General features: G+C 67.7%; 19 protein-coding genes. 12 read left to right on the top strand and 7 right to left on the bottom strand.

All coding sequences use genetic code 11. The features are described from left to right. The first annotated feature begins 56 nt into the window (after positions 1-56). The 4 genes from ABKA17_RS02540 to ABKA17_RS02555 all read left to right on the top strand — a co-directional run bounded on the left by ABKA17_RS02540 (position 57) and on the right by ABKA17_RS02555 (position 5,144). Positions 57-1,865, top strand: coding sequence for an ABC transporter substrate-binding protein (locus ABKA17_RS02540; RefSeq protein ID WP_353690142.1), 1,809 nt, complete (start codon positions 57-59; stop codon positions 1,863-1,865). 88 nt (positions 1,866-1,953) lie between these two features. Beyond that, complete coding sequence (locus ABKA17_RS02545; protein ID WP_353690143.1) at positions 1,954-2,934, top strand: ABC transporter permease; 981 nt, start codon at positions 1,954-1,956, stop codon at positions 2,932-2,934. Positions 2,935-2,944: 10 nt separating this feature from the next. Beyond that, positions 2,945-4,006 carry an ABC transporter ATP-binding protein gene (locus tag ABKA17_RS02550; RefSeq protein WP_353690144.1) on the top strand — a complete coding sequence of 354 codons (1,062 nt, stop codon included), beginning with the start codon at positions 2,945-2,947 and terminating at the stop codon, positions 4,004-4,006. 16 nt (positions 4,007-4,022) lie between these two features. After that, the gene (locus ABKA17_RS02555) at positions 4,023-5,144 is read left to right on the top strand and encodes an ABC transporter ATP-binding protein (protein ID WP_353690145.1); all 1,122 of its coding nucleotides are present in this window, start codon (positions 4,023-4,025) and stop codon (positions 5,142-5,144) included. Between the two features lie 73 nt (positions 5,145-5,217). Here the strand turns inward: ABKA17_RS02555 and ABKA17_RS02560 are convergent, their stop codons facing one another. From ABKA17_RS02560 to ABKA17_RS02585, 6 genes are all read right to left on the bottom strand, one after another. Then, positions 5,218-5,958 (bottom strand): class I SAM-dependent methyltransferase, encoded by a 741-nt coding sequence (locus tag ABKA17_RS02560; protein WP_353690146.1) that lies wholly within the window; start codon positions 5,956-5,958, stop codon positions 5,218-5,220. Between the two features lie 191 nt (positions 5,959-6,149). Beyond that, the gene (locus ABKA17_RS02565) at positions 6,150-7,196 is read right to left on the bottom strand and encodes an ABC transporter ATP-binding protein (RefSeq protein WP_353690147.1); all 1,047 of its coding nucleotides are present in this window, start codon (positions 7,194-7,196) and stop codon (positions 6,150-6,152) included. A 26-nt stretch (positions 7,197-7,222) separates the two neighbouring features. Beyond that, on the bottom strand, positions 7,223-8,248 hold the full coding sequence (locus ABKA17_RS02570; protein WP_353690148.1) for an ABC transporter ATP-binding protein: 1,026 nt from the start codon (positions 8,246-8,248) through the stop codon (positions 7,223-7,225). 9 nt (positions 8,249-8,257) lie between these two features. Then, complete coding sequence (locus ABKA17_RS02575; RefSeq protein WP_353690149.1) at positions 8,258-9,238, bottom strand: ABC transporter permease; 981 nt, start codon at positions 9,236-9,238, stop codon at positions 8,258-8,260. Between the two features lie 82 nt (positions 9,239-9,320). After that, positions 9,321-11,099: an ABC transporter substrate-binding protein gene (locus ABKA17_RS02580; RefSeq protein ID WP_353690150.1), complete on the bottom strand. Its 1,779-nt coding sequence runs from the start codon at positions 11,097-11,099 to the stop codon at positions 9,321-9,323. Positions 11,100-11,177: 78 nt separating this feature from the next. Further along, positions 11,178-12,206 carry an ABC transporter permease gene (locus ABKA17_RS02585; RefSeq protein WP_353690151.1) on the bottom strand — a complete coding sequence of 343 codons (1,029 nt, stop codon included), beginning with the start codon at positions 12,204-12,206 and terminating at the stop codon, positions 11,178-11,180. 403 nt (positions 12,207-12,609) lie between these two features. Between ABKA17_RS02585 and ABKA17_RS02590 the strand changes: the two genes are divergently transcribed. The 7 genes from ABKA17_RS02590 (at position 12,610) to ABKA17_RS02620 (ending at position 18,833) form a co-directional block, all read left to right on the top strand. After that, positions 12,610-14,250 carry a peptide ABC transporter substrate-binding protein gene (locus ABKA17_RS02590; RefSeq protein ID WP_353690152.1) on the top strand — a complete coding sequence of 547 codons (1,641 nt, stop codon included), beginning with the start codon at positions 12,610-12,612 and terminating at the stop codon, positions 14,248-14,250. 7 nt (positions 14,251-14,257) lie between these two features. Next, entirely contained in the window at positions 14,258-15,181 is a 924-nt protein-coding gene (locus ABKA17_RS02595; protein ID WP_353690153.1) for an ABC transporter permease, read from the top strand. Continuing rightward, positions 15,174-16,151: an ABC transporter permease gene (locus ABKA17_RS02600; protein ID WP_353690154.1), complete on the top strand. Its 978-nt coding sequence runs from the start codon at positions 15,174-15,176 to the stop codon at positions 16,149-16,151. The genes ABKA17_RS02595 and ABKA17_RS02600 overlap by 8 nt, the downstream gene beginning before the upstream one ends. A gap of 4 nt (positions 16,152-16,155) precedes the next feature. Next, positions 16,156-16,365: a hypothetical protein gene (locus ABKA17_RS02605; protein WP_353690155.1), complete on the top strand. Its 210-nt coding sequence runs from the start codon at positions 16,156-16,158 to the stop codon at positions 16,363-16,365. Between the two features lie 9 nt (positions 16,366-16,374). Then, on the top strand, positions 16,375-17,349 hold the full coding sequence (locus ABKA17_RS02610) for an ABC transporter ATP-binding protein (protein ID WP_353690156.1): 975 nt from the start codon (positions 16,375-16,377) through the stop codon (positions 17,347-17,349). Beyond that, entirely contained in the window at positions 17,342-18,391 is a 1,050-nt protein-coding gene (locus tag ABKA17_RS02615) for an ABC transporter ATP-binding protein (RefSeq protein WP_353690157.1), read from the top strand. Before ABKA17_RS02610 ends, ABKA17_RS02615 begins: the two co-directional genes overlap by 8 nt. 304 nt (positions 18,392-18,695) lie before the next feature. Beyond that, on the top strand, positions 18,696-18,833 hold the full coding sequence (locus ABKA17_RS02620) for a hypothetical protein (protein WP_353690158.1): 138 nt from the start codon (positions 18,696-18,698) through the stop codon (positions 18,831-18,833). 183 nt (positions 18,834-19,016) lie between these two features. Here ABKA17_RS02620 and ABKA17_RS02625 read toward each other — a convergent pair whose 3' ends face one another. Next, the gene (locus ABKA17_RS02625; protein ID WP_353690159.1) at positions 19,017-21,164 is read right to left on the bottom strand and encodes a S9 family peptidase; all 2,148 of its coding nucleotides are present in this window, start codon (positions 21,162-21,164) and stop codon (positions 19,017-19,019) included. 177 nt (positions 21,165-21,341) lie between these two features. Between ABKA17_RS02625 and ABKA17_RS02630 the strand changes: the two genes are divergently transcribed. Beyond that, positions 21,342-21,536: a hypothetical protein gene (locus ABKA17_RS02630; protein ID WP_109496262.1), complete on the top strand. Its 195-nt coding sequence runs from the start codon at positions 21,342-21,344 to the stop codon at positions 21,534-21,536.

Below are 21,536 nucleotides of genomic sequence, written 5' to 3' on the forward strand. Positions count from 1 at the left end.
CTTCAAATCGCACTGGTGAGTGACACCGGTGACACAAGATGGGTGGAATCTGAGTGATGGGTAAGGGTGGACGCCGCGCGTACGCCGCGCTCTCACTGCTGGCGGCGGGGGCTCTCGTGCTCACCGGTTGCAGCGAGGGTGGCAGCAAAGGCAACGACAACGACAAGCAGGACAAGGAGAACGCCGAGCGGCAGCAGTCCGGCATCACCTTCGGCGACGCCAAGGCCTCGACCGGCCCGGCCGCCGAGCTCGCGGGTGCCAAGCCGGGCGGCACGATCACGGTGCTCCAGCGGGACAGCTTCGCGCACCTGGACCCCGGACAGATCTACGTCTCCGACGAGATGGCCCTGTCGCAGCTGATACACCGCGGTCTGACCAGCTACAAGGCGACCAGCGACGACGGTCAGAAGCACGAGGTCGTCGGCGACCTGGCCACCGACAGCGGTACCACCACCGACGGCGGCAAGACCTGGAAGTTCACGCTGAAGGACGGCGTCAAGTGGGCCGACGGCTCCACGATCACCGCCAAGGACGTGCGCCACACCTTCGAGCGGCTCTTCGCGCCGTTCGTCTCCAACGGCCCGACCTTCATCCAGCAGTGGATGGCCAACACCCCGGGCACGGAGTACCGCAAGCTCCTCCCGGACGGCCCCTACAAGGGCAAGCACCTCCCGGACACCGTCCTTGAGACGCCGGACGACAAGACGATCGTCTTCAAGTTCAAGGAGGCCAAGTCCGACCTGCCGTACGCGCTCGCCATGGCGGGCTACTCCATCGTGTCGCAGGAGAAGGACACCAAGGAGAAGTACGACAAGGCCCCGATGACCTCCGGCCCGTACAAGATCTCCGAGTTCAAGTCCGGCAAGTCGATGACGCTGGTCAAGAACACCAACTGGGACGCGAAGACCGACGCGGTCCGCCACCAGTACGTCGACCAGTTCAACTTCGAGTTCAACAAGCAGTTCGAGGACTCCACCAAGGCGATCCTCGACGACTCGGGCGCGAACTCGACCGCGATCAGCTTCACCAACCAGGTCGACGCGGGCAATCTGACCAAGGTCCTCAACGACGCCGCGCTGAAGTCCCGTACGGTCTCCGGCTACCAGCCGTACGTGGGTCAGATGAACATCAACCTGTCCCAGCCGGAGATGCAGTCCAAGGAAGTCCGCGAGGCCATCGCCTACGCCCTGCCGATCACGCCGTTCGTGCGGGCCTTCGGCGGCACCGACGCGATGGAGGTCGCGGGCGGTCTGATCAGCCCGACCGTGACCGGCTACGACCCCAAGTTCGACCCCTTCGGCAAGAAGGCCAAGCCTGCCGGTGACCCGGCCAAGGCCAAGGCCCTGCTGGAGAAGGCCGGCAAGACGGGTCTGAAGCTGACCTTCGGCTACATCAACACCCCCGAGGGCCAGCAGTACTCCACCGCCATGGCGGCGGGCCTGGAGAAGGCCGGCTTCGACGTGCAGCGCCAGGAGATCCCGGCCGAGACGTACTACGACCAGGTCAGCAAGGTCAAGAACAACTACGACATCTACCACACCGCGTGGGGTGCCGACTGGCCGAGCGCCTCGACCGTCATCCCGCCGCTGTACGACGGCCGGCAGATCCAGGACGGCGCGGCCAACTACTCGCACATCAACGACCCGAAGGTGAACGCCGACATCGACGCGGCCGCCGCCCTCACCGACCCGGTCAAGGCGGCCGAGGCCTGGAACAAGATCAACGAGTACATCGTCAAGGACGTCGTCTCCAACATCCCGACGGCGTACTACAAGCAGACCCAGATCGCCGGGTCCAAGATCGGCGGCCTGGTGTACGACGACGTCATCGGCGGCGTCGACCCGCGCAGGCTGTTCGTGAAGTAACCCGTCCAAGCGGTGGGGTGCGCCCCGACCCGACCCGTGTCGGGGCGCACCCCGCCGCCAGGCCTGAAGCCCGAAAGCTGCCTCTGAGATGCTGCGCTTCCTCTTTCGCCGGATCCTCGGCTCACTCGTGATCCTGGTCCTGCTGACCGTGGTCGCCTTCCTGCTCTTCTTCGGCATGCCCCGCGACCCGGCGCTGCTGATGTGCGGCAAGACGTGCACACCCGACGCCCTGGCGAGCATCCACCACACCCTCGGGCTCGACAAGTCGATCCCGGAGCAGTTCTGGATCTTCCTGTCCGGGTTGGTGGCCGGCCGCGACAACTTCCCTCAGGGGCCCTGCCCGGCACCGTGCTTCGGGTACTCGTACCACACCAACGAGCAGGTCTGGTCGACCCTGATGGACCGGCTGCCGCTCACCCTCTCGCTGGCGTTCGGCGCCACGATCGTGTTCCTCTTCGTCGGGCTCGGCACCGGACTGCTCGCCGCCTGGAAGCGGGGCACCCTCGTGGACAAGTCGTTCACCGCGGGCTCCATGGTGCTCAGTTCGATGCAGATCTACTTCCTGGGCCCACTGGCGCTCGCCATCCTCGTGTACCAGACGCACGCCTTCGAAGAGCCCAAGTACACCGCCCTCACCGACAATCCGGCCGCCTGGTTCACCGGCCTGATGATCCCCTGGGTCGTCCTGTCGACGATCTTCGCCGCGCAGTACACCCGTATGGCGCGCTCCGCGATGATCGAGCAGCTCCAGGAGGAACACGTCCGCACCGCCCGGGCCAAGGGCATGAGCGGCCGCTACGTCTTCTTCCGGTACGCCTGGCGCGGCTCCCTCATCCCCATCATCACCATCCTCGGCATCGACCTCAGCTCGCTGCTCGGCGGCGCGATCATCACCGAGTACACCTTCGGACTGCCCGGCCTCGGGCGGCTCGCGGTGGAGTCGGTGCAGTTCAGCGATCTGCCGCTGCTGCTGGGCGTGATGCTGTTCGCGGCCGCCGTGATCCTGCTGTGCAACATCGTCGTCGACGCCTGCTACGCCCTCATCGACCCGCGCGTGCGGCTGTCCTAGGAGCTCTGTCGTGACCACTCTGACCAAGGAGGCCGGGGCGCCCGTCCCGTCCGACGCGGGCGCCTTCCTCTCGGTGCGGGACCTGCACGTCAGCTTCCGGACCGAGGACGGCATCGTCCGCGCGGTCGACGGGCTCTCCTTCGACCTGGAGCGCGGCCGGACACTGGGCATCGTCGGCGAGTCGGGCTCCGGCAAGTCCGTGACCAACCTGACCATCCTGGGGCTGCACAACCCGAAGTTCACCACCGTCGAGGGCGAGATCCTCCTGGAGGGGCGGGAGTTGACCACCGCCCGCGAGTCCGAACTGGAGAAGCTGCGCGGCAACAAGGTCGCGATGATCTTCCAGGACCCGCTGACCGCCCTGTCGCCGTACTACACGGTGGGCCGGCAGATCGCCGAGCCCTACATGAAGCACACCGGCGCCTCCAAGAAGGTGGCCTGGGCGCGGGCCGTGGAGATGCTCGGCAAGGTCGGCATCCCCAACCCCAAGGAGCGGGCGAAGGACTACCCGCACCAGTTCTCCGGCGGTATGCGCCAGCGCGCGATGATCGCGATGGCGCTGGTCTGCGACCCGGACCTGCTGATCGCCGACGAGCCGACGACCGCGCTGGACGTGACGGTCCAGGCGCAGATCCTGGATCTGCTCAAGGACCTCCAGCAGGAGTTCGGCTCGGCGATCATCTTCATCACGCACGACCTCGGTGTCATCGCCGACATGGCCGACGACATCATGGTGATGTACGCGGGCGGCGCGATCGAGCGCGGCACCACGAACGAGGTGCTGCGCGCGCCGCAACACCCGTACACCTGGGGCCTGTTGAACTCGATGCCACGGATCGACTCGGACCTCGGCGCCCCGCTCGCGCCGATCCCGGGCGCCCCGCCCTCCCTGCTCAACCCGCCGTCCGGCTGCCGCTTCCACCCGCGCTGCACCTTCCAGGGCCGGGTAGAGGGCGCCCGCTGCGTCGACGAACGCCCCCTGCTGGCCCCGGACCGCGCCTCCGCCTGCCATCTCACGGCGGACCAGAAGCGGACCATCTTCATCGAGGAGATCAAGCCCAGTCTGGGCTAGGTCTAGGAGGACAGTCATGAAAGAGGATTTGGTCCTCCCCGCCCCGCGCGAGGCGGTCACCGGCGGTGGCGGCGAGCCGCTGCTGGTCGTCGAGGGGCTCACCAAGCACTTCCCGGTCAAGGGCGGGTTCCCGATCCGTCGTACGGTCGGTGCCGTGCAGGCCGTCGACGGCATCGACCTGAGCGTGCACGTCGGTGAGAGCTTCGGGCTGGTCGGCGAGTCGGGCTGCGGCAAGTCGACCACGGGCCGGCTGATCACGCGGCTCATGGAGCCGACGGCCGGCAGCATCTCGTACCGCGGCAAGGACATCACGCATGCCAGCCGCCGGGAACTGGCGCCGATCCGCTCCGAGATCCAGATGATCTTCCAGGATCCGTACTCCTCGCTGAACCCGCGGCAGACGGTCGGCAAGATCATCTCGGGGCCGATGGAGATCAACGACATCAACCCGGCGGGCGGCCGCGAGAAGCGGGTCCGCGAGCTCCTGGAGATCGTCGGCCTCAACCCGGAGCACTACAACCGCTTCCCGCACGAGTTCTCCGGTGGCCAGCGGCAACGCATCGGCGTGGCCCGGGCGTTGGCGCTTGAGCCCAAGCTGATCGTCGCGGACGAGCCGGTCTCCGCTCTCGACGTCTCGATCCAGGCTCAGGTCGTCAACCTGCTCCAGAAGGTGCAGCAGGAACTCGGCATCGCGTTCCTGTTCATCGCCCACGACCTCGCCGTCGTACGGCACTTCTCGCAGCGCGTTGCCGTCATGTACCTCGGCAAAATCATCGAGGTCGGCGACCGCGACTCCATCTACGCCCGCCCCCGGCACCCCTACACCCACGCCCTGCTGTCCGCCGTGCCCGAGGTGAACCTGGCGGAGGAGGGCGCGCCCGACCGGGAGCGCATCCGGCTGGCCGGTGACGTGCCGTCGCCCATCTCGCCGCCGTCCGGGTGCCGGTTCCGTACGCGGTGCTGGAAGGCGCAGGACAAGTGCGCGTCCGAGGAGCCGCCGCTGGTGCGGATCTCGGGGAACCGGGAGGGGCATCTGACGGCTTGCCACTTTCCGGAGGAGCCGACGATCGAGGGGCGGGACGAGGACATCGTGCTGGATCCTGCGTTGGCTGCGTTGGAGGAGGAGCTGGGCGACTAAGGGGGGTGCCGGGTCCCCAGTGTGTCGGCTGCGCGCCGGTGGGGGCTTGTCGCGCAGTTCCCCGCGCCCCTGATCACGGGGCGCTTCGCGCCACCGTGATCAGTTCCGGGCTGGCCTGCGTCACCTGGCCCCGGCCCCAGTCCCCGTACTGCTCCTCGATCATCAGCCCCGCCTCGGCCAGGAAACTCCGCAGGCCGTGCGTGTCCAGGAAGCGCAGCGTGCTCGTGGTCACCTGAGGGCTGTCCCAGCGGACGCCCTCGTAGGTGGAGGTGAAGGTCACTCGGTCGCCCTGTACTGGGTGGACCACCTCGTGCCACATCCAGGCGACCGCGCCCTCCGGGTCGGCGGCCTCGTGGATTCGGTCCGGGGTCCAGGTCTCCCACGCTCGGGCGGTCGGGTTTCGGGTGTCGAAGACGAACCGGCCGCCGGGCGCCAGGGCGGTGCGGACGGCGCGCAGGGCGGTGCGCAGTTCCTCGTCGCCGATCAGCTCCTGGAAGGCGTGGCCGGTCATGGTGACGAGGTCGAACTCCCCGCCCCAGGAGTGTGAGCGCAGATCTCCGAGGACCCACTCCACCCGCGGTTCCCGTCGCCTCGCCTGGACGAGCATGGCGGCCGCCGGCTCAAGGCCCGTCAGCCGTCCGGCATGGCCCAGCTCCCGGCATCGGGCGAGCAGCCGTCCGGTGCCGCAGCCGATGTCCAGCACGCTGGGCGCGGACCTCACGAGCCCGGCGTAGAAGTCGTCACCCGGCCCCCATGGGTTGAGGGAGTCGTACAGCGCGGCGAGCGAGAGATCCGCGAACGAGCGATCAACCATCGCGGCAGTCTGTCACAGGTATCCGGGTCGTATGACGGGATCCTCATATGACGAGATCCGGGTGTGGCGAAGGCCCGCGCCTGGGGAGGCACGGGCCTTCGTTCCCCTGGAACCGGACGTTCATGGGCTCGGGTCAATGGGCCGAGAAAGTCCGTTCCACAAGGGCGGCGGCTGACGGAAAAGGGGTGTTGTCAGACCGCTGCCTCGGGGTCTTTGGAGAGTCGGGGGGCCGGAACGGTTCCCTCCGTCTCGGGGTAGTGGCACGCGGTCAGGTGGCCGGGCTTGTTGCCCTCGACCTGGACCAGCGGGGGTGCCTCGGCGGCGCACTTGTCCGTCGCCTTCCAGCACCGCGTACGGAAACGGCAGCCCGAGGGCGGGTTCAGGGGAGACGGTACATCGCCGGTCAGACGGATGCGGTCGCGGGGCGGCGTCTCGTCCACCGTCGCCTCCGGCACGGCGGACAGCAGCGCCCGCGTGTAGGGGTGACGGGGGTTGCCGTACAGGTCGTCGCGGTCCGCGATCTCGACGATCTTGCCGAGGTACATGACGGCGACGCGCTGCGAGAAGTGCCGTACGACGGCGAGGTCGTGGGCGATGAACAGGAACGCGATGCCGAGTTCCTGCTGCACCTTCTGGAGCAGGTTGACGACCTGCGCCTGGATCGAGACGTCGAGGGCCGACACCGGCTCGTCCGCCACGATCAGCTTCGGCTCCAGGGCCAGGGCACGGGCGACCCCGATGCGCTGGCGCTGGCCGCCGGAGAACTCGTGCGGGAAGCGGTTGTAGTGCTCCGGGTTCAGGCCGACGATCTCCAGGAGCTCGCGGACCCGCTTCTCGCGGCCGCCCGCCGGGTTGATGTCGTTGATCTCCATCGGACCCGAGATGATCTTGCCGACCGTCTGCCGCGGGTTCAGGGACGCGTAGGGGTCCTGGAAGATCATCTGGATCTCGGAGCGGATCGGCGCGAGTTCCCGGCGGCTGGCGTGCGTGATGTCCTTGCCGCGGTACGAGATCCTGCCGGCCGTCGGCTCCATGAGCCGGGTGATCAGCCGGCCCGTGGTCGACTTGCCGCAGCCCGACTCGCCGACCAGGCCGAGGCTCTCGCCCTCGTTGACCTGGAAGTCCAGTCCGTCGACGGCCTGCACGGCGCCGACCGTACGACGGATCGGGAACCCGCCCTTGACCGGGAAGTGCTTGGTCAGGCCGGAGACGTCCAGGAGGGGGGTGGTGTTGCTCATGGTGGTGAAGTCCCGTCTCTGTTACGTCAGTGGGTCCGGGCCGCGAGGTGCTCGGTGAAGAGCTCGCGCTTCTGCTCGGCCGTCAGGTGGCACGCCGAACCCCGCCCGTCCGCGACCTCCAGGGTCGGCTGCGCGCTGGAGCAGAGCCCGCCCGCGACCTTCTCCGCGAAGGCGCACCGGGGGTGGAAGCGGCAGCCCGAGGGCGGGTTGAGCAGCGAGGGCGGCGAGCCCGGGATCGGGGAGAGCGGCACGTCGACCGGGCCGTGCAGGCTCGGCATCGAACCCAGCAGCCCCAGCGTGTAGGGGTGGTCCGGGGTGCGCAGCACCTCCGCCTTGGTGCCCCGCTCGACACAGCGGCCGCCGTACATCACCAGCACGTCGTCCGCGATGTCGGCGATGACACCGAGGTCGTGGGTGATGAAGATGATGGCGGTGCCGAACTCCTGCTGGAGGTCCTTGAGCAGGTCCATGATCTGGGCCTGGACCGTCACGTCGAGGGCCGTGGTCGGCTCGTCGGCGATCAGCAGCTCGGGGTCGCAGACCAGCGCCATCGCGATCATCGCGCGCTGGCGCATACCGCCGGAGAACTGGTGCGGGTAGTCGTCCACCCGCATGTCGGGCTGCGGGATGCCCACCCGGCGCAGCATCTCGATCGACCGCGCCCGGGCCGCCCCGCGGGAGGCGCCGGTGTGCTTGCGGTACGTCTCGCCGATCTGCGCGCCGATGGTGTGGTACGGCGACAGGGAGGCCAGCGCGTCCTGGAAGATCATGGACATCTTGTTGCCGCGCAGCTTCTCCAGCTCGCGCTCGGAGGCGGTGATCAGTTCCTTGCCGTCGAGCAGGATCTCGCCGTCGAGCGTGGTGTTGCGCGGGTCGTGCAGGCCCAGGACCGCCATGTTGGTCACGGACTTGCCGGAGCCCGACTCACCGACGATGCCGAGGGTCCTGCCGCGCTCCACGTCGAAGGAGAGCCCGTCGACGGCCTTGACGACGCCGTCCTCGGTGGAGAAGTGGACTTTGAGGTCGCGGACGGAGAGGAAGGGGGTGCTCATGGTCTCTCCTTAAGCGAGGCGCACGCGCGGGTCGATGAGGGCGTACAGGGCGTCGACGACGATGTTGAAGACGACGATCGCGCCGGCCGCGACCAGCACGACACCGAGCAGCATCGGCAGGTCGTTGGTGCTGACCGCCTTGACGGAGAGCATGCCGAGGCCCTGGAGGCTGAAGGTCGACTCGGTGATGATCGCACCGCCGAGCAGTACGCCGAGGTCGAGGCCGAAGATGGTGACGATCGGCCCCATCGCGCCGCGCCAGGCGAAGCGGAAGAAGACCGTACGGCGGGACAGGCCCTTGGCGCGGGCGGTGCGGACGTAGTCCTCGCTGAGCGCCTCCACCATCTGGGAGCGCGTCATACGGGTGTAGTTCGCGGTCCAGATCAGGGAGAGCACGATCCACGGCACCAGCAGGCCCTTGGCCCAGGCCGCCGGATCGTCCGTGAAGGGGGTGTAGCTGGCCCGGTCCAGCACCTGCCACTGGTCGACCAGCAGATAGGTGGCGAGGACACCGACGACGTAGATCTGCATCGAGGACGCGACCAGCGAGGCGGAGCTCGCGATCTTGTCGAGGGCCTTGCCCTGCTTCACGGCGGCCAGCATGCCCGCGCCGATACCGAAGACGAGGTAGATGACCGAGCTGCCGAGGGAGAGCGACAGGGTGGTCGGGAAGCGGTCCATGATGGTGCCGAGGACCGGCTCGCGGTTCTGGAACGAGTAGCCGAGGCAGGGCGCGTTGCAGTTGCCGAACGACGTGTAGTCGCGGCCGACGAAGATGCCCTTGAGCCAGTCCCAGTACTGCACAGGCAGCGGATCGGCGATCCCCAGGTTCTTCCGCACCAGCTCCAGGGTCTCGGGGGTGCAGGCCTTGCCGCAGGCGATGCGGGCGGGGTCGCGCGGGGCGGCGTAGAACAGGACGAAGACGATGGCGCTGATGATCAGCAGGATCACCGCGGCGCCGAGAATTCGTCGGGCAAGGAAGCGGAGCATGGCAGTTGGGATTTCCTGACGGATGCCGAAGGGGGGAAGGAGGCGGGGCGGCCGGAGGCCGCCCCGCCACGAGGGCCGGTCGTCAGGCCTTCACGAACGTCTTGTAGAGCAGGGTCGCGGAGAAGTTCGGGTCGAACATCGCTCCGCCGACCTTGTTGCCGTAGACGTAGTAACGGCGCTGGTACATCTCGGGGATGATCGGCGCGACTTCTTCCATGATCCGCTTGTCGAGCGCGGCCCAGGCGGCACCGGCCTTCTTCTGGTCGGTGACGACCATGTTCTTCTGGATCGTCTCGTCGATCCAGGAGATCTTCGTCTGCGAGACGTTGTAGAGGCCGTCGCCGACGCTGGCGCTGTCGAACAGCGGCTGGATCATCGTGTAGGCGGTCGGCCAGTCCGGGGACCAGCCGAACCACATCACGTCGTAGCTGTTGTCGAGCTTCTGGATCTGGTCGTAGTACGTCGTCGAGTCGACCGGCTTGATGACCGGGGTGAAGCCGGCCTCCTTCAGCGCGTTCTCGATGACGACCTTGGTCTTGTTGTAGGTCGGGTCCTGCGGGAAGGCGTAGACGATCTTCATGCCCTCCTTGCCGGCTTCCTTCAGCAGCTTCTTCGCGGCGGCCGGGTCGCCCTGCGGCTTCTTCAGCTTGCCGTAGACGTCGAACTTCTCGCGGCCGAGGATGTCGGGGCTGAGGATCGTGGTCGCGAAGTCGCCGGAGGACGGGCCGCCGTAGATCTGGCGGATCTGCTGGAGCGGCCAGGCGTGGTTGAGGGCCTGGCGGACCTTCAGGTCGGTGACGCGCTTGGTGTTGATCGCGTAGTAGTACGTGCCGGTGAGCAGGCCGTTGAAGGTGCGCTTCTTCAGCTCCGGGTCGGTGAGGACCTTCTGGATGCGCTCGGCGGGCACGCCCTTGTAGATGGAGACCGCGAAGGCGTCGTTGCCCTGGGAGGCGATGAGACGGTCCGTGGAGTCCAGCGTCTCGATGCCGAAGGTGAACTCGAAGCCGTCCGGGTAGGCGTTGCGGATCGAGTCGGTCGCCGGGTCCCAGTTCTTGTTGCGGACCAGCGTCATCGACTTGTCGGTCGTGTGGTTCTTGATCTTGTACGGACCACAGGCGGCCGGGTTCTTGTCGTACTTCTCCTTGGTGTCCAGCTTCGGGGACACCGCGGCGTACGAGTGCATCGCCATCGTGAAGTTGAAGTCGGGGCGGGCCTCGGCCAGGTTGAACGTGATCGTCCGCTTGGCCTTGTCCGTCACGATCTCCTTGAGGTGCTTGCCCTTGTAGGGGCCCTCGTAGGCGTCACGCCACTTGCCGCCCTTGCCGGTCAGGGCGATCTGGACGTAGCTGGCGGACTCGATGATGTACGGGGCCCACAGGCGCTCGATGCCGTGGCGCACGTCCTCGACGGTCAGCTCGCTGCCGTCCTCCCACTTCAGACCCTCCTTCAGCGTGAAGGTCCAGGTCTTGCCCTCGTCGGACATCGTGCCGGTGTCCGTGGCGAGGTCGCCGACGAGCTTCTGCGAGCCGTCCTCGGCGACCTTGTAGCCGGTCAGGCAGCGGTGCAGGAGCAGCGCGGCGGTGGAGTTGTACGCGTAGTAGATGCGCCCCGGGTCGAGGTGCGAGAAGTCGTCGGGAGCCAGACCGTAGATCGTCCCGCCCTTCTTCGCCCCGGCGATCTCCGGCGCGGGGCCGGTCGAGTCCGCCGCGGTGCCGACGGTGACCTTGGAGTACGTCTTGGCACCCTCGGTCGCGCCGCCGCCGCTGCCGCCCGCGTCGCCGCTGCTGCACGCGGACAGCAGCGTCGAGCCCGCGGCCGCGACAGATGTTGCTATGACGAAGTTTCTGCGGGAAAGAGACATGGCTGACCCGATTTCTTGTGGATTGGGATGGTGCTTGGTGTCTCCGGCCGAGCCCCGTCGCCCGGTCGGAGGGGGAGCTCAGCGCTTCGTCTTGGGGTCCAGCGCGTCGCGGACCGAGTCGCCGAGCAGGTTGAAGGCGACGACGAAGATCACCATGGAGAGACCAGGGAAGAGCATGAATGTGATGTCGTCCTGGTAGTACTTGGCGCCGAACTGGAGCATGACGCCCCAGTCGGGCGTGGGGTCGGTGAGCCCCACGCCGAGGAAGGCGAGACCCGCCTCCGCCGTCACGTAGGCGGGCAGGAGGAGCGTGGACTGGATCAGGATCGGCGTCCACAGGTTGGGCAGCAGTTCCTTGAAGATGATCCGGGCCGGCGAGGCGCCGGTGACCTTGGCGGCCTCGACGAACTCCCGTTCGCGCAGGGCGAGGACCTCGCCGCGCAGCAGACGGGCGATGGAGGCCCAGCCGAAGGCGGTCATCACGGCGATGAGGCTGGTGACCGTGAGCCAGATCGGGGTGTTCTCCTCGGGCGACACGAAGATCGCCAGCACGACCGGCCAGAAGGCGATGAAGAACAGCGTCTGCGGGAAGGCCAGCAGGATGTCGATGACCCGGCCGACGAAGTAGTCGGTGCGGCCGCCCAGGTAGCCGGCGGTGATGCCGATGACGACACCGAGCAGGGTCGTCAGGAGCGTGGCCGCGGTGGCGATGAGCAGCGAGTTGCGCATGCCGTAGAGCAGGAAGGTGAGCACGTCGCGGCCCAGCTGCGGCTCGACGCCGAACCAGAAGTCACCGCTGATGCCGCCGTTGGCCTTGACCGGGAAACCGAACTCGTTGAGCAGCCCCGGAGTGTTGATGCCGTACGTCGTGTACGGGTTCTTGCCGTACAGCTTGGCGATCAGCGGAGCGCCGATCGACACGACGAAGAAGAAGAGGACCACGTAGCCCGATATGACGCCTGCGCGGTCCCTCTTGAAGCGGCTCCAGGCGAGCCGTCCCGGCGAGCGGCTCTCGTTGCCCTTGAGAGCCGAGGACTTCACCGGTGCCGCGCTGTCTTCGTCGGTCACCTCGAGTGAGGTGACCGGGGAAGGGGTTGGGGGGGTCATGATGCTCCGTGCCCTGTGGATCAAGGACTCCGCAGGGCGGTCCCTACGGGCTACGCCGGACTTTTTCAACGCAATTCATTCAAGGTCAATAAAATCTCGGTCGGCTTGGGTTTCTCTTTACTTTCTTTGCCTTTCTTTGACCTGTCTGTAGCTACGCGTGTAGCGTGCCGTGATCACCTCGTGTCTTACATCGGGCCAACTGCCCTAATCGGGCAATGAGTTCGATATGCGGACTGTGAGGTGGTGAAATCCGTACATAGGAGGGTCGCAATCCAACGGTTCGGCATCGGATCGTGAAGATCCATTGCGCCGTCCCCCGGAAGGGTGAGGTGCCGTGCGGTCTGCCTGTTTTATGCCGATATTGGCCGGTAACGGAACAGTGCAGTCACACAGGAGGAACTCCATGCGCGGAGCCACGCACGCCAAATGGGCCGCATGCGCGGTGGCGGTAGCCCTCGCCGCCACGGCCTGCGGGGGCGGGGACAGCGACAGCGGCGGCGGCAGTGGCGACGGCAGCGCGACGCTCAGCTCCTCCTGGGGCGACCCGCAGAACCCGCTGGAGCCCGCCAACACCAACGAGGTGCAGGGCGGCAAGGTCCTCGACATGATCTTCCGGTCCCTGAAGAAGTACGACCCGGAGACCGGCGCGGCCGAGGACATGCTCGCCGAGAAGATCGAGACCAGCGACTCCCAGAACTTCACCATCACCGTCAAGGACGGCTGGACCTTCTCCAACGGCGAGAAGGTCACCGCCAAGTCCTTCGTCGACGCCTGGAACTACGGCGCCAGCCTCAAGAACAACCAGAAGAACGCGTACTTCTTCAGCTACATCGACGGCTACGACAAGGCGCACCCCGAGGACGGCAGCAAGCAGAGCGCCCAGACGCTCTCCGGGCTGAAGGTCACCGGCGACAACACCTTCACCGTCAAGCTCAGCCAGAAGTTCTCGACCTTCCCCGACACCCTCGGCTACCCCGCCTACGCCCCGCTCCCGCAGGCCTTCTTCACCGACCACGCGGCCTGGGTGAAGAAGCCGATCGGCAACGGCCCGTACACGATCGACTCGTACACCAAGGGCTCCCAGATGGTCCTGAAGAAGCGGGCCGACTACCCCGGTGACGACAAGGCGCAGAACGGCGGGGTGACCCTCAAGGTCTACACCGACAACAACACCGCCTACACCGACCTCATGGCCGGCAACCTCGACCTGGTCGACGACGTCCCGGCCGCCCAGCTCAAGAACGTCTCCAGCGACCTCGGCGACCGGTACATCAACACCCCGGCCGGCATCATCCAGACCCTCGCCTTCCCGTTCTACGACAAGAACTGGAGCAAGGACGGGATGGAGAAGGTCCGCACCGGACTGTCCCGGGCGATCGACCGCGACCAGATCACCGAGACGATCTTCCAGAAGACCCGCACCCCCGCCACCGACTGGACCTCCCCGGTCCTCGGCAAGGAGGGCGGCTTCCAGGACGGGCTGTGCGGCGACGCCTGCGACTACGACCCGGCGGAGGCCAAGAAGCTCATCGAGGAGGGCGGCGGGCTCCCCGGCGGCAGCATCAAGATCACGTACAACGCGGACACCGGCTCCCACAAGACGTGGGTCGACGCGGTCTGCAACTCCATCAACAACGCGCTCGACAACGACAAGGCCTGTGTCGGCAACCCGGTCGGCACCTTCGCCGACTTCCGCACCCAGATCACCGACAAGAAGATGAGCGGGCCGTTCCGGGCGGGCTGGCAGATGGACTACCCGCTCATCCAGAACTTCCTCCAGCCGCTCTACTACACCAACGCCTCCTCCAACGACGGCAAGTGGTCCAACGACGACTTCGACAAGCTGGTCGACGAGGCGAACGCCGAGACCGATACCGGCAAGGCGATCGAGAAGTTCCAGGAGGCCGAGGAGGTCGTCCGGGACAACATGGCCGCCATCCCGCTCTGGTACCAGAACGGCAGCGCCGGCTACTCGGAGCGGCTCTCCAACGTCAAGCTCAACCCGTTCAGCGTCCCCGTCTACAACGAGATCAAGGTCGGCTGAGCCTGCCATGGGACGCTACGTCGTCCGGCGTCTGCTCCAGATGATCCCGGTGTTCATCGGCGCCACCCTCCTGATCTTCCTCATGGTCAACGTGATGGGCGACCCCATCGCGGGCCTGTGCGGCGACCGGCAGTGCGACCCCGCCACGGCCGCCCAGCTGAAGAAGGAGTTCGGCCTCGACAAGCCGGTCTGGCAGCAGTACCTGACCTACATGGGGAACGTCTTCACCGGCGACTTCGGCACCGCGTTCAACGGGCAGAAGGTCACCGAGCTGATGTCGACGGCGTTCCCCGTGACGATCCGCCTGACGATCGTCGCGATCCTCTTCGAGATCGTCATCGGCATCACGCTGGGTGTCGTCACGGGCCTGCGCCGCGGCCGGCCCGTGGACACCTCGGTCCTGATGTTCACCCTCGTCGTGATCTCCGTCCCGACCTTCGTCACCGGTCTGCTGCTCCAGCTCCTGCTCGGCGTCGAGTGGGGCTGGATCAAACCGTCGGTGTCCACGGACGCCACGTTCAGCGAGCTGATCGTGCCGGGCCTGGTGCTGGCGTCGGTCTCCCTGGCGTACGTCACCCGGCTGACCCGCACCTCGATCGCGGAGAACAGCCGCTCCGACTACGTCCGTACGGCGGTGGCGAAGGGCCTGCCGAGGCGCCGGGTCATCACCCGCCACCTGCTGCGCAACTCCCTCATCCCGGTCGTCACCTTCATCGGCACCGACATCGGCGCCCTGATGGGCGGCGCGATCGTCACCGAGCGCATCTTCAACATCCACGGCGTCGGCTACCAGCTCTACCAGGGGATCCTGCGGCAGAACACCCAGACCGTCGTCGGGTTCGTGACGGTCCTGGTCCTGGTGTTCCTGGTGGCCAACCTGATCGTCGACCTCCTGTACGCCGTCCTCGACCCCAGGATCCGCTATGCCTGAGCAGCCTCACGACGACCAAGCGATCGCCGCGACCGGTATGGGCGGCGCCATGGATCTGGCGATGAGCGAGGGCGAGACCTTGGAGAAGGTGCCTGGCGGACCCCAGGGCACGGGCCCCGCGGACAAGCCCCGCAGCCTCTGGTCCGACGCCTGGCGCGACCTGCGCCGCAACCCCGTCTTCCTCGTCTCCGGCCTGGTCATCCTCTTCCTGGTCGTCATCTCGCTCTGGCCGTCCCTGATCGCCTCCGGCAACCCCCTCAAGTGCGACCTGGCCAAGGCCCAGGAGGGCTCCCAGCCGGGACACCCCTTCGGCTTCGACGGCCAGGGCTGCGACGTCTACACCCGCACGGTGTACGGCGCCCGTACGTCGGTGACGGTCGGCGTCTGCGCCACGCTGGGGGTGTCGATCCTGGGCTCGATCCTCGGCGGACTGGCCGGCTTCTTCGGCGGGTTCTGGGACTCGGTGCTCTCGCGCATCACGGACGTCTTCTTCGCGATCCCGGTGGTCCTGGGCGGCCTGGTCCTGCTGTCGGTGGTCACCAGCAGCACGGTCTGGCCGGTGATCGGTTTCATGGTGCTGCTCGGCTGGCCGCAGATCTCCCGGATCGCGAGAGGCTCGGTCATCACGGCCAAACAGAACGACTACGTACAGGCCGCGAAGGCGCTGGGCGCGTCCAACTCCCGCCAGCTGCTTCGCCACATCGCGCCCAACGCGGTGGCCCCGGTGATCGTGGTGGCGACGATCGCCCTCGGCACGTACATCGCGCTGGAGGCGACCCTGTCGTACCTCGGCGTGGGCCTGAAGCCCCCCACCGTCAGCTGGGGCATCGACATCTCCTCGGCCTCCGCCTACATCCGCCAGGCCCCCCACATGCTCCTCTGGCCGGCCGGCGCCCTCGCCCTCACCGTCCTCGCCTTCATCATGCTCGGCGACGCGGTCCGCGACGCCCTCGACCCGAAACTGAGGTGACGGCGTGACCGCGTGGCAAGCGAACGGGCCGGCCGACGAACTCCTGGTCCGGCGCGGTGCGTCCCGCGATCTCCCGGACCGCGCCACCGCCCAGCCGGTCACCGTGGCGGCGTCCGTAGTCCGGGAGGCCGTGGTGCCCGGGGACCGGGTCGTTGCTCAGCGTCATCCCGCCCGGCGACGCGTGTGCGGCGCCCTCGACCGGAAGCCGAGGTGAGTCGGCGTCATGCTGCTCGAAGTTCGTGATCTGCATGTGGAGTTCCGGACGCGGGACGGGGTCGCCAAGGCCGTCAACGGGGTCGACTACTCGGTGGACGCGGGGGAGACCCTCGCCGTGCTCGGTGAGTCGGGGTCCGGCAAGTCGGTGACGGCGCAGGCGGTGATGGGGATCCTCGACATGCCGCCGGGGCGGATCACCGGCGGGGAGATCCTCTTCCAGGGCAGGGACCTGCTGAAGCTCAAGGAGGAGGAGCGGCGCAGGGTCCGCGGCGCCGAGATGGCGATGATCTTCCAGGACGCCCTGTCGTCGCTGAACCCGGTGCTGAGCGTGGGCGACCAGCTCGCCGAGATGTTCATCGTCCACCGGGGCATGTCGAAGAAGGACGCGCGGGCCAGAGCCGTCGAGCTCATGGACCGGGTCCGTATCCCGGCCGCGAGGGAACGGGTCAAGCAGTACCCGCACCAGTTCTCCGGCGGTATGCGCCAACGCATCATGATCGCGATGGCGATGGCCCTGGAACCCGCGCTCATCATCGCCGACGAACCCACGACCGCGCTGGACGTCACGGTCCAGGCCCAGGTCATGGACCTGCTCGCGGAGTTGCAGCGCGAGTACAACATGGGCCTCATCCTCATCACCCACGACCTCGGCGTCGTCGCGGACGTCGCGGACCGGATCGCGGTGATGTACGCGGGCCGGATCGTCGAGTCCGCCCCCGTCCACGACATCTACAAGGCCCCGGCCCACCCCTACACCAAGGGCCTGCTGGACTCCATCCCGCGCCTGGACCAGAAGGGCCAGGAGCTCTACGCCATCAAGGGCCTGCCCCCGAACCTCATGAACATCCCGCCGGGCTGTGCCTTCAACCCCCGCTGTCCCATGGCCCAGGACGTGTGCCGCACCGACGTGCCCCCGCTGTACGAGGTCTCGGAGGACCGCAGGAGCGCCTGCCACTTCTGGAGGGAGTGCCTGAATGGCTGAGCACCGAGAGCCGATTCTGGAGGTCAGCGGGCTGGTCAAGCACTACCCGCTGACGACGGGGATCCTGTTCAAGAAGCAGGTCGGCGCGGTGAAGGCGGTCGACGGAGTCGACTTCGCCCTGGGCCGCGGCGAGACGCTCGGCATCGTGGGCGAGTCGGGCTGCGGCAAGTCCACGGTCGCCAAGATGCTGGTGAACCTGGAGCGCCCGACCTCGGGGACGATCAGATACAAGGGCGAGGACATCACCAAGCTCTCCGGCAAGGCCCTCAAATCGGTCCGCCGCAACATCCAGATGGTCTTCCAGGATCCGTACACCTCCCTCAACCCCCGGATGACGGTGGGCGACATTATCGGGGAGCCGTACGAGATCCACCCCGAGGTGGCCCCCAAGGGCGACCGCCGGAAGAAGGTCCAGGACCTCCTGGACGTGGTGGGCCTCAACCCGGAGTACATCAACCGCTACCCCCACCAGTTCTCCGGCGGCCAGCGCCAGCGCATCGGCATCGCGCGGGGCCTGGCGCTCCGCCCCGAGGTGATCGTCGCCGACGAGCCGGTCTCGGCGCTCGACGTCTCCGTGCAGGCCCAGGTCATCAACCTGATGGACCGCCTCCAGAACGAGTTCGACCTCTCCTACGTCTTCATCGCCCACGACCTGTCGATCGTCCGCCACATCTCGGACCGCGTGGGCGTCATGTACCTGGGCCGCATCGTGGAGGTCGGCAAGGACGCGGAGATCTACGACCACCCCACGCACCCCTACACCCAGGCACTGCTCTCGGCGGTCCCGGTCCCCGACCCGGAGGCCCGCGAACACCGCGAACGCATCATCCTCTCCGGAGACGTCCCCTCCCCGACGAACATCCCCTCCGGCTGCCGCTTCCGCACCCGCTGCTGGAAGGCCCAGGAACGCTGCGCCCTGGAGGTACCGGCCCTCGCGGTACCGAGCGAGTTCCGCCTGCTGCCGGGCCCGGCGGCCCACGACTCGGCCTGCCACTTCGCGGAGGAGAAGCGGGTGGTGCCGGTGGACGAGGGCAGCGACTGACGCCGTGGCCCGGCCGTCATGCCCCGACCATATTGGCCATGCGCCCCCTTGTGCGGCCATGCGCCAAGCGATGCGCACGCACGGATAGTTATGGTCAATAGCGCAGTCGGGGTACAACTCCGGGAAAGGAACCGGGGCACGACCCGGCACAGGAAAGGGCCCCCAGCGCGATCGGCTTCCCAACCAACACCGCGCTGAAGGCCCGCCCCCAGGCGAACCTGGAAGGTGATACGGAATGACCGTACCTCAGAGTGTGGATGCCCCCCGGAGGGGTTGGACACACGGCGCGAACGGGTGGCACAGGGTGGTCGTCATCATCACGATCACGGTGATCGTGACGGTGTGCGCCGGGCTGAGCCCGGAGACGATCAGCGCCGTGGCCGCGCTGCTCACCGCCGTAGCGCTGCTCACCAATGGCGCAAATGCCCATCAACTGCGTTAACACGCAGGCAACTTCGCCGACCCGGTCCCGATATACGGACGCGTCAGGCTGAAGAACGTACGGCCGTGCGGGTGCCGTAAACGGACCGGGGTGCGCCATGTCACCCCGGTCCGTTGCCCCTTTTTGCGCCTAAACCGGCGCCGCTCTCGCGGACCTGGCCGGTGCATCGTCGTGGTTCCTCAATTAATGGTTGCGGTGCTCCGTGGGAAGTTCGAGAGCGCGCCGGAGGAAGTCGACTTGGAGGAGCAGCAGGTTTTCGGCGACCTGTTCCTGTGGGGTCATGTGGGTCACCCCGGACAGCGGTAGGACCTCGTGCGGGCGGCCCGCGGAGAGCAGGGCCGAGGAGAGGCGCAGGGCGTGGGCCACGACCACGTTGTCGTCCGCGAGGCCGTGGACGATCATCAGGGGGCGATGCGGCTCGGCGGGGGAGGAGAGCCCCTCGTCCGTGAGCAGTGAGCTCTTGGCGTAGGACTCCGGAGATGTCGCCGGGTCTCCCAGGTACCGCTCGGTGTAGTGGGTGTCGTACAGCCGCCAGTCCGTCACCGGTGCCCCCGCGATCCCCGCGTGGAAGACGTCCGGGCGGCGCAGCACCGCGAGCCCCGCCAGCCAGCCGCCGTACGACCAGCCCCGGATCGCCACCCGGGAGAGGTCGAGCGGGTGGGACTTCGCGAGGTCCTGGAGCGCCTCGATCTGGTCGTCCAGGGACACCGTGAGGTCGTGGTGGATCGCCTTCTCCCAGGCCGGCGAGCGCCCCGGCGTACCGCGTCCGTCGGCGACGACCACCGCGAACCCCTGGTCGGCGAACCACTGCGAGGTCAGGTGCGCGTTGTGCGCGGCCAGCACGCGAGGGCCGTGCGGTCCCCCGTAGGGATCAAGCAAAACCGGAAGCAGCGCATCCCCTTGGTGGTCCCGAGGCAACAACACGGCGCATGGGATCCGCCGTGCGCCCCCCTCGGTGAGCGTCACGCGCGGGGACATACCGGGATCTTCGGCATACGACGTGACAGTCGCCGTCTGCTTCCCGTCCCGCATCACCCGCACCCGGCTCCCGGGCCGGTCCGGCGTCGCGGACACCAGGACCGTGACACCCCCGGCGCGCACCGCCGAGTGCACGCCGGGCTCCTGCGAGACGCGCTCCATGCCGAGCTCGTTCACCCGGTACACATGCACTTCGCCGGTCTCCGGCACCGCCGCGCGCTCCCCGGCCGACGCCGAGATCAGCACGTCGTCGGCGGCGACGTCCAGAACGGCCCGGACATGCAACTGCGGTCCCGTCAGCGGGCGTTCGCCGACCGCCAGAACCCGCGCGCCACCCTCGTCGGCGATCCGGACGAGCTGCCCGGAAGGGCTCCAACAGGGCACCCCCGGGAAAAGATCAAGCCAAATTGGATCTTCGTCCGCGTGCACCATCCGCGTCGCCCCCGACTCCGGGTCCACCGCCAGGAACAGCTGGCTGCGCTGGTCCCGCGCCTGTACGAGCAACAGCGGTGCACCCGCCGCTGACCAGTGCACATGCGCCAGATACGGATAGCGGGCGCGGTCCCACGACACCTCCGTACGGGCCCCGTCGAGGCCGATCACGAACAGCCGTACCTCCGCGTTCGCCGTACCCGCCGCCGGGTAGGCGACGTGCTGTGGATCACGTTCGGGGCTGGCCGGGTCCGAGATCCACCAGCGCCGCACCGGAGTGTCGTCCACGCGCGCGACCAGCAGCCGGTCCGACTCCGGCGACCACCAGAAGCCCCGCGACCGCCCCATCTCCTCGGCCGCGATGAACTCCGCGAGCCCGTAGGTCACTTGACCCGCCCCCGCCGCGGGCTCCGGCTCGGCCAGTGCCCGGTCGCCCTCGCCCTCGGCGCCCGTGACCCGCAGGGCCCCCTGGGCGACGTAGGCGACGAACCGGCCGTCGGGGGAGGGGCGCGGGTCGATCACCGGCCCCGGGACGCGCAGTTCACGTGCCGTCCCGGCCCGCAGTTCCGCCGCGAAAAGCCGCCCTGACAAGGCGAAGGACGCCAACTCGACCGCCGTGTCGGTGGCGTAGCCGACGATGCCCGCACCGCCCTCACGGCTGCGCTCACGCCGCGCCCGCTCCTCCGCGGAGAGGTTCTCCGAGGCGCCGCCCAGGAGGGCGCGCGGGTCGGCCGCCACGCGCTCCCCGCCGTCCGCGGGGTCGAGCACCCACAGCGAACTCGCCCGGTCCGTACCGGAGGACGAGCGCAGGAACACGACACGGGAACCGTCGGGGGCCACCGTGAACGCGCGCGGTGCCCCGAGCGTGAACCGCTGGGTCCGGGCATGCCGGCGGGGGAAGGAGTCGGACGTCGTCGTCATCCTCCGACCTTAGTTTGGCCATGCGCCCCCTTGTGCGGCCGTGCGCCGACCGATGCGCGCGCACGGATAGTTATGATCACTAGCGCATAGTGGGTATGAACCTGCTGGCACCCGTATGGATTTATCTGCCCCTTGGTCCGTTCCCCGCGTTCTTGGGATCTTTGGAGGTGAGCCGCCGTGGCACTCTCGATTTCGGCGGTGGTGCTGCTGGCGATCATCGTCTTCCTGCTGATCAAGAAGTCAGGGTTGAAGGCGGGCCACGCGATCGTCTGCATGCTGCTCGGCTTCTACCTGGCCTCTTCCACCATGGCCCCCACGATCAGTGAGCTGACGACGAACATCGCGGGGATGATCGGCAGCATCAAGTTCTGA

The organism is Streptomyces sp. RG80, assembly GCF_040446465.1.
Classification (GTDB): domain Bacteria; phylum Actinomycetota; class Actinomycetes; order Streptomycetales; family Streptomycetaceae; genus Streptomyces.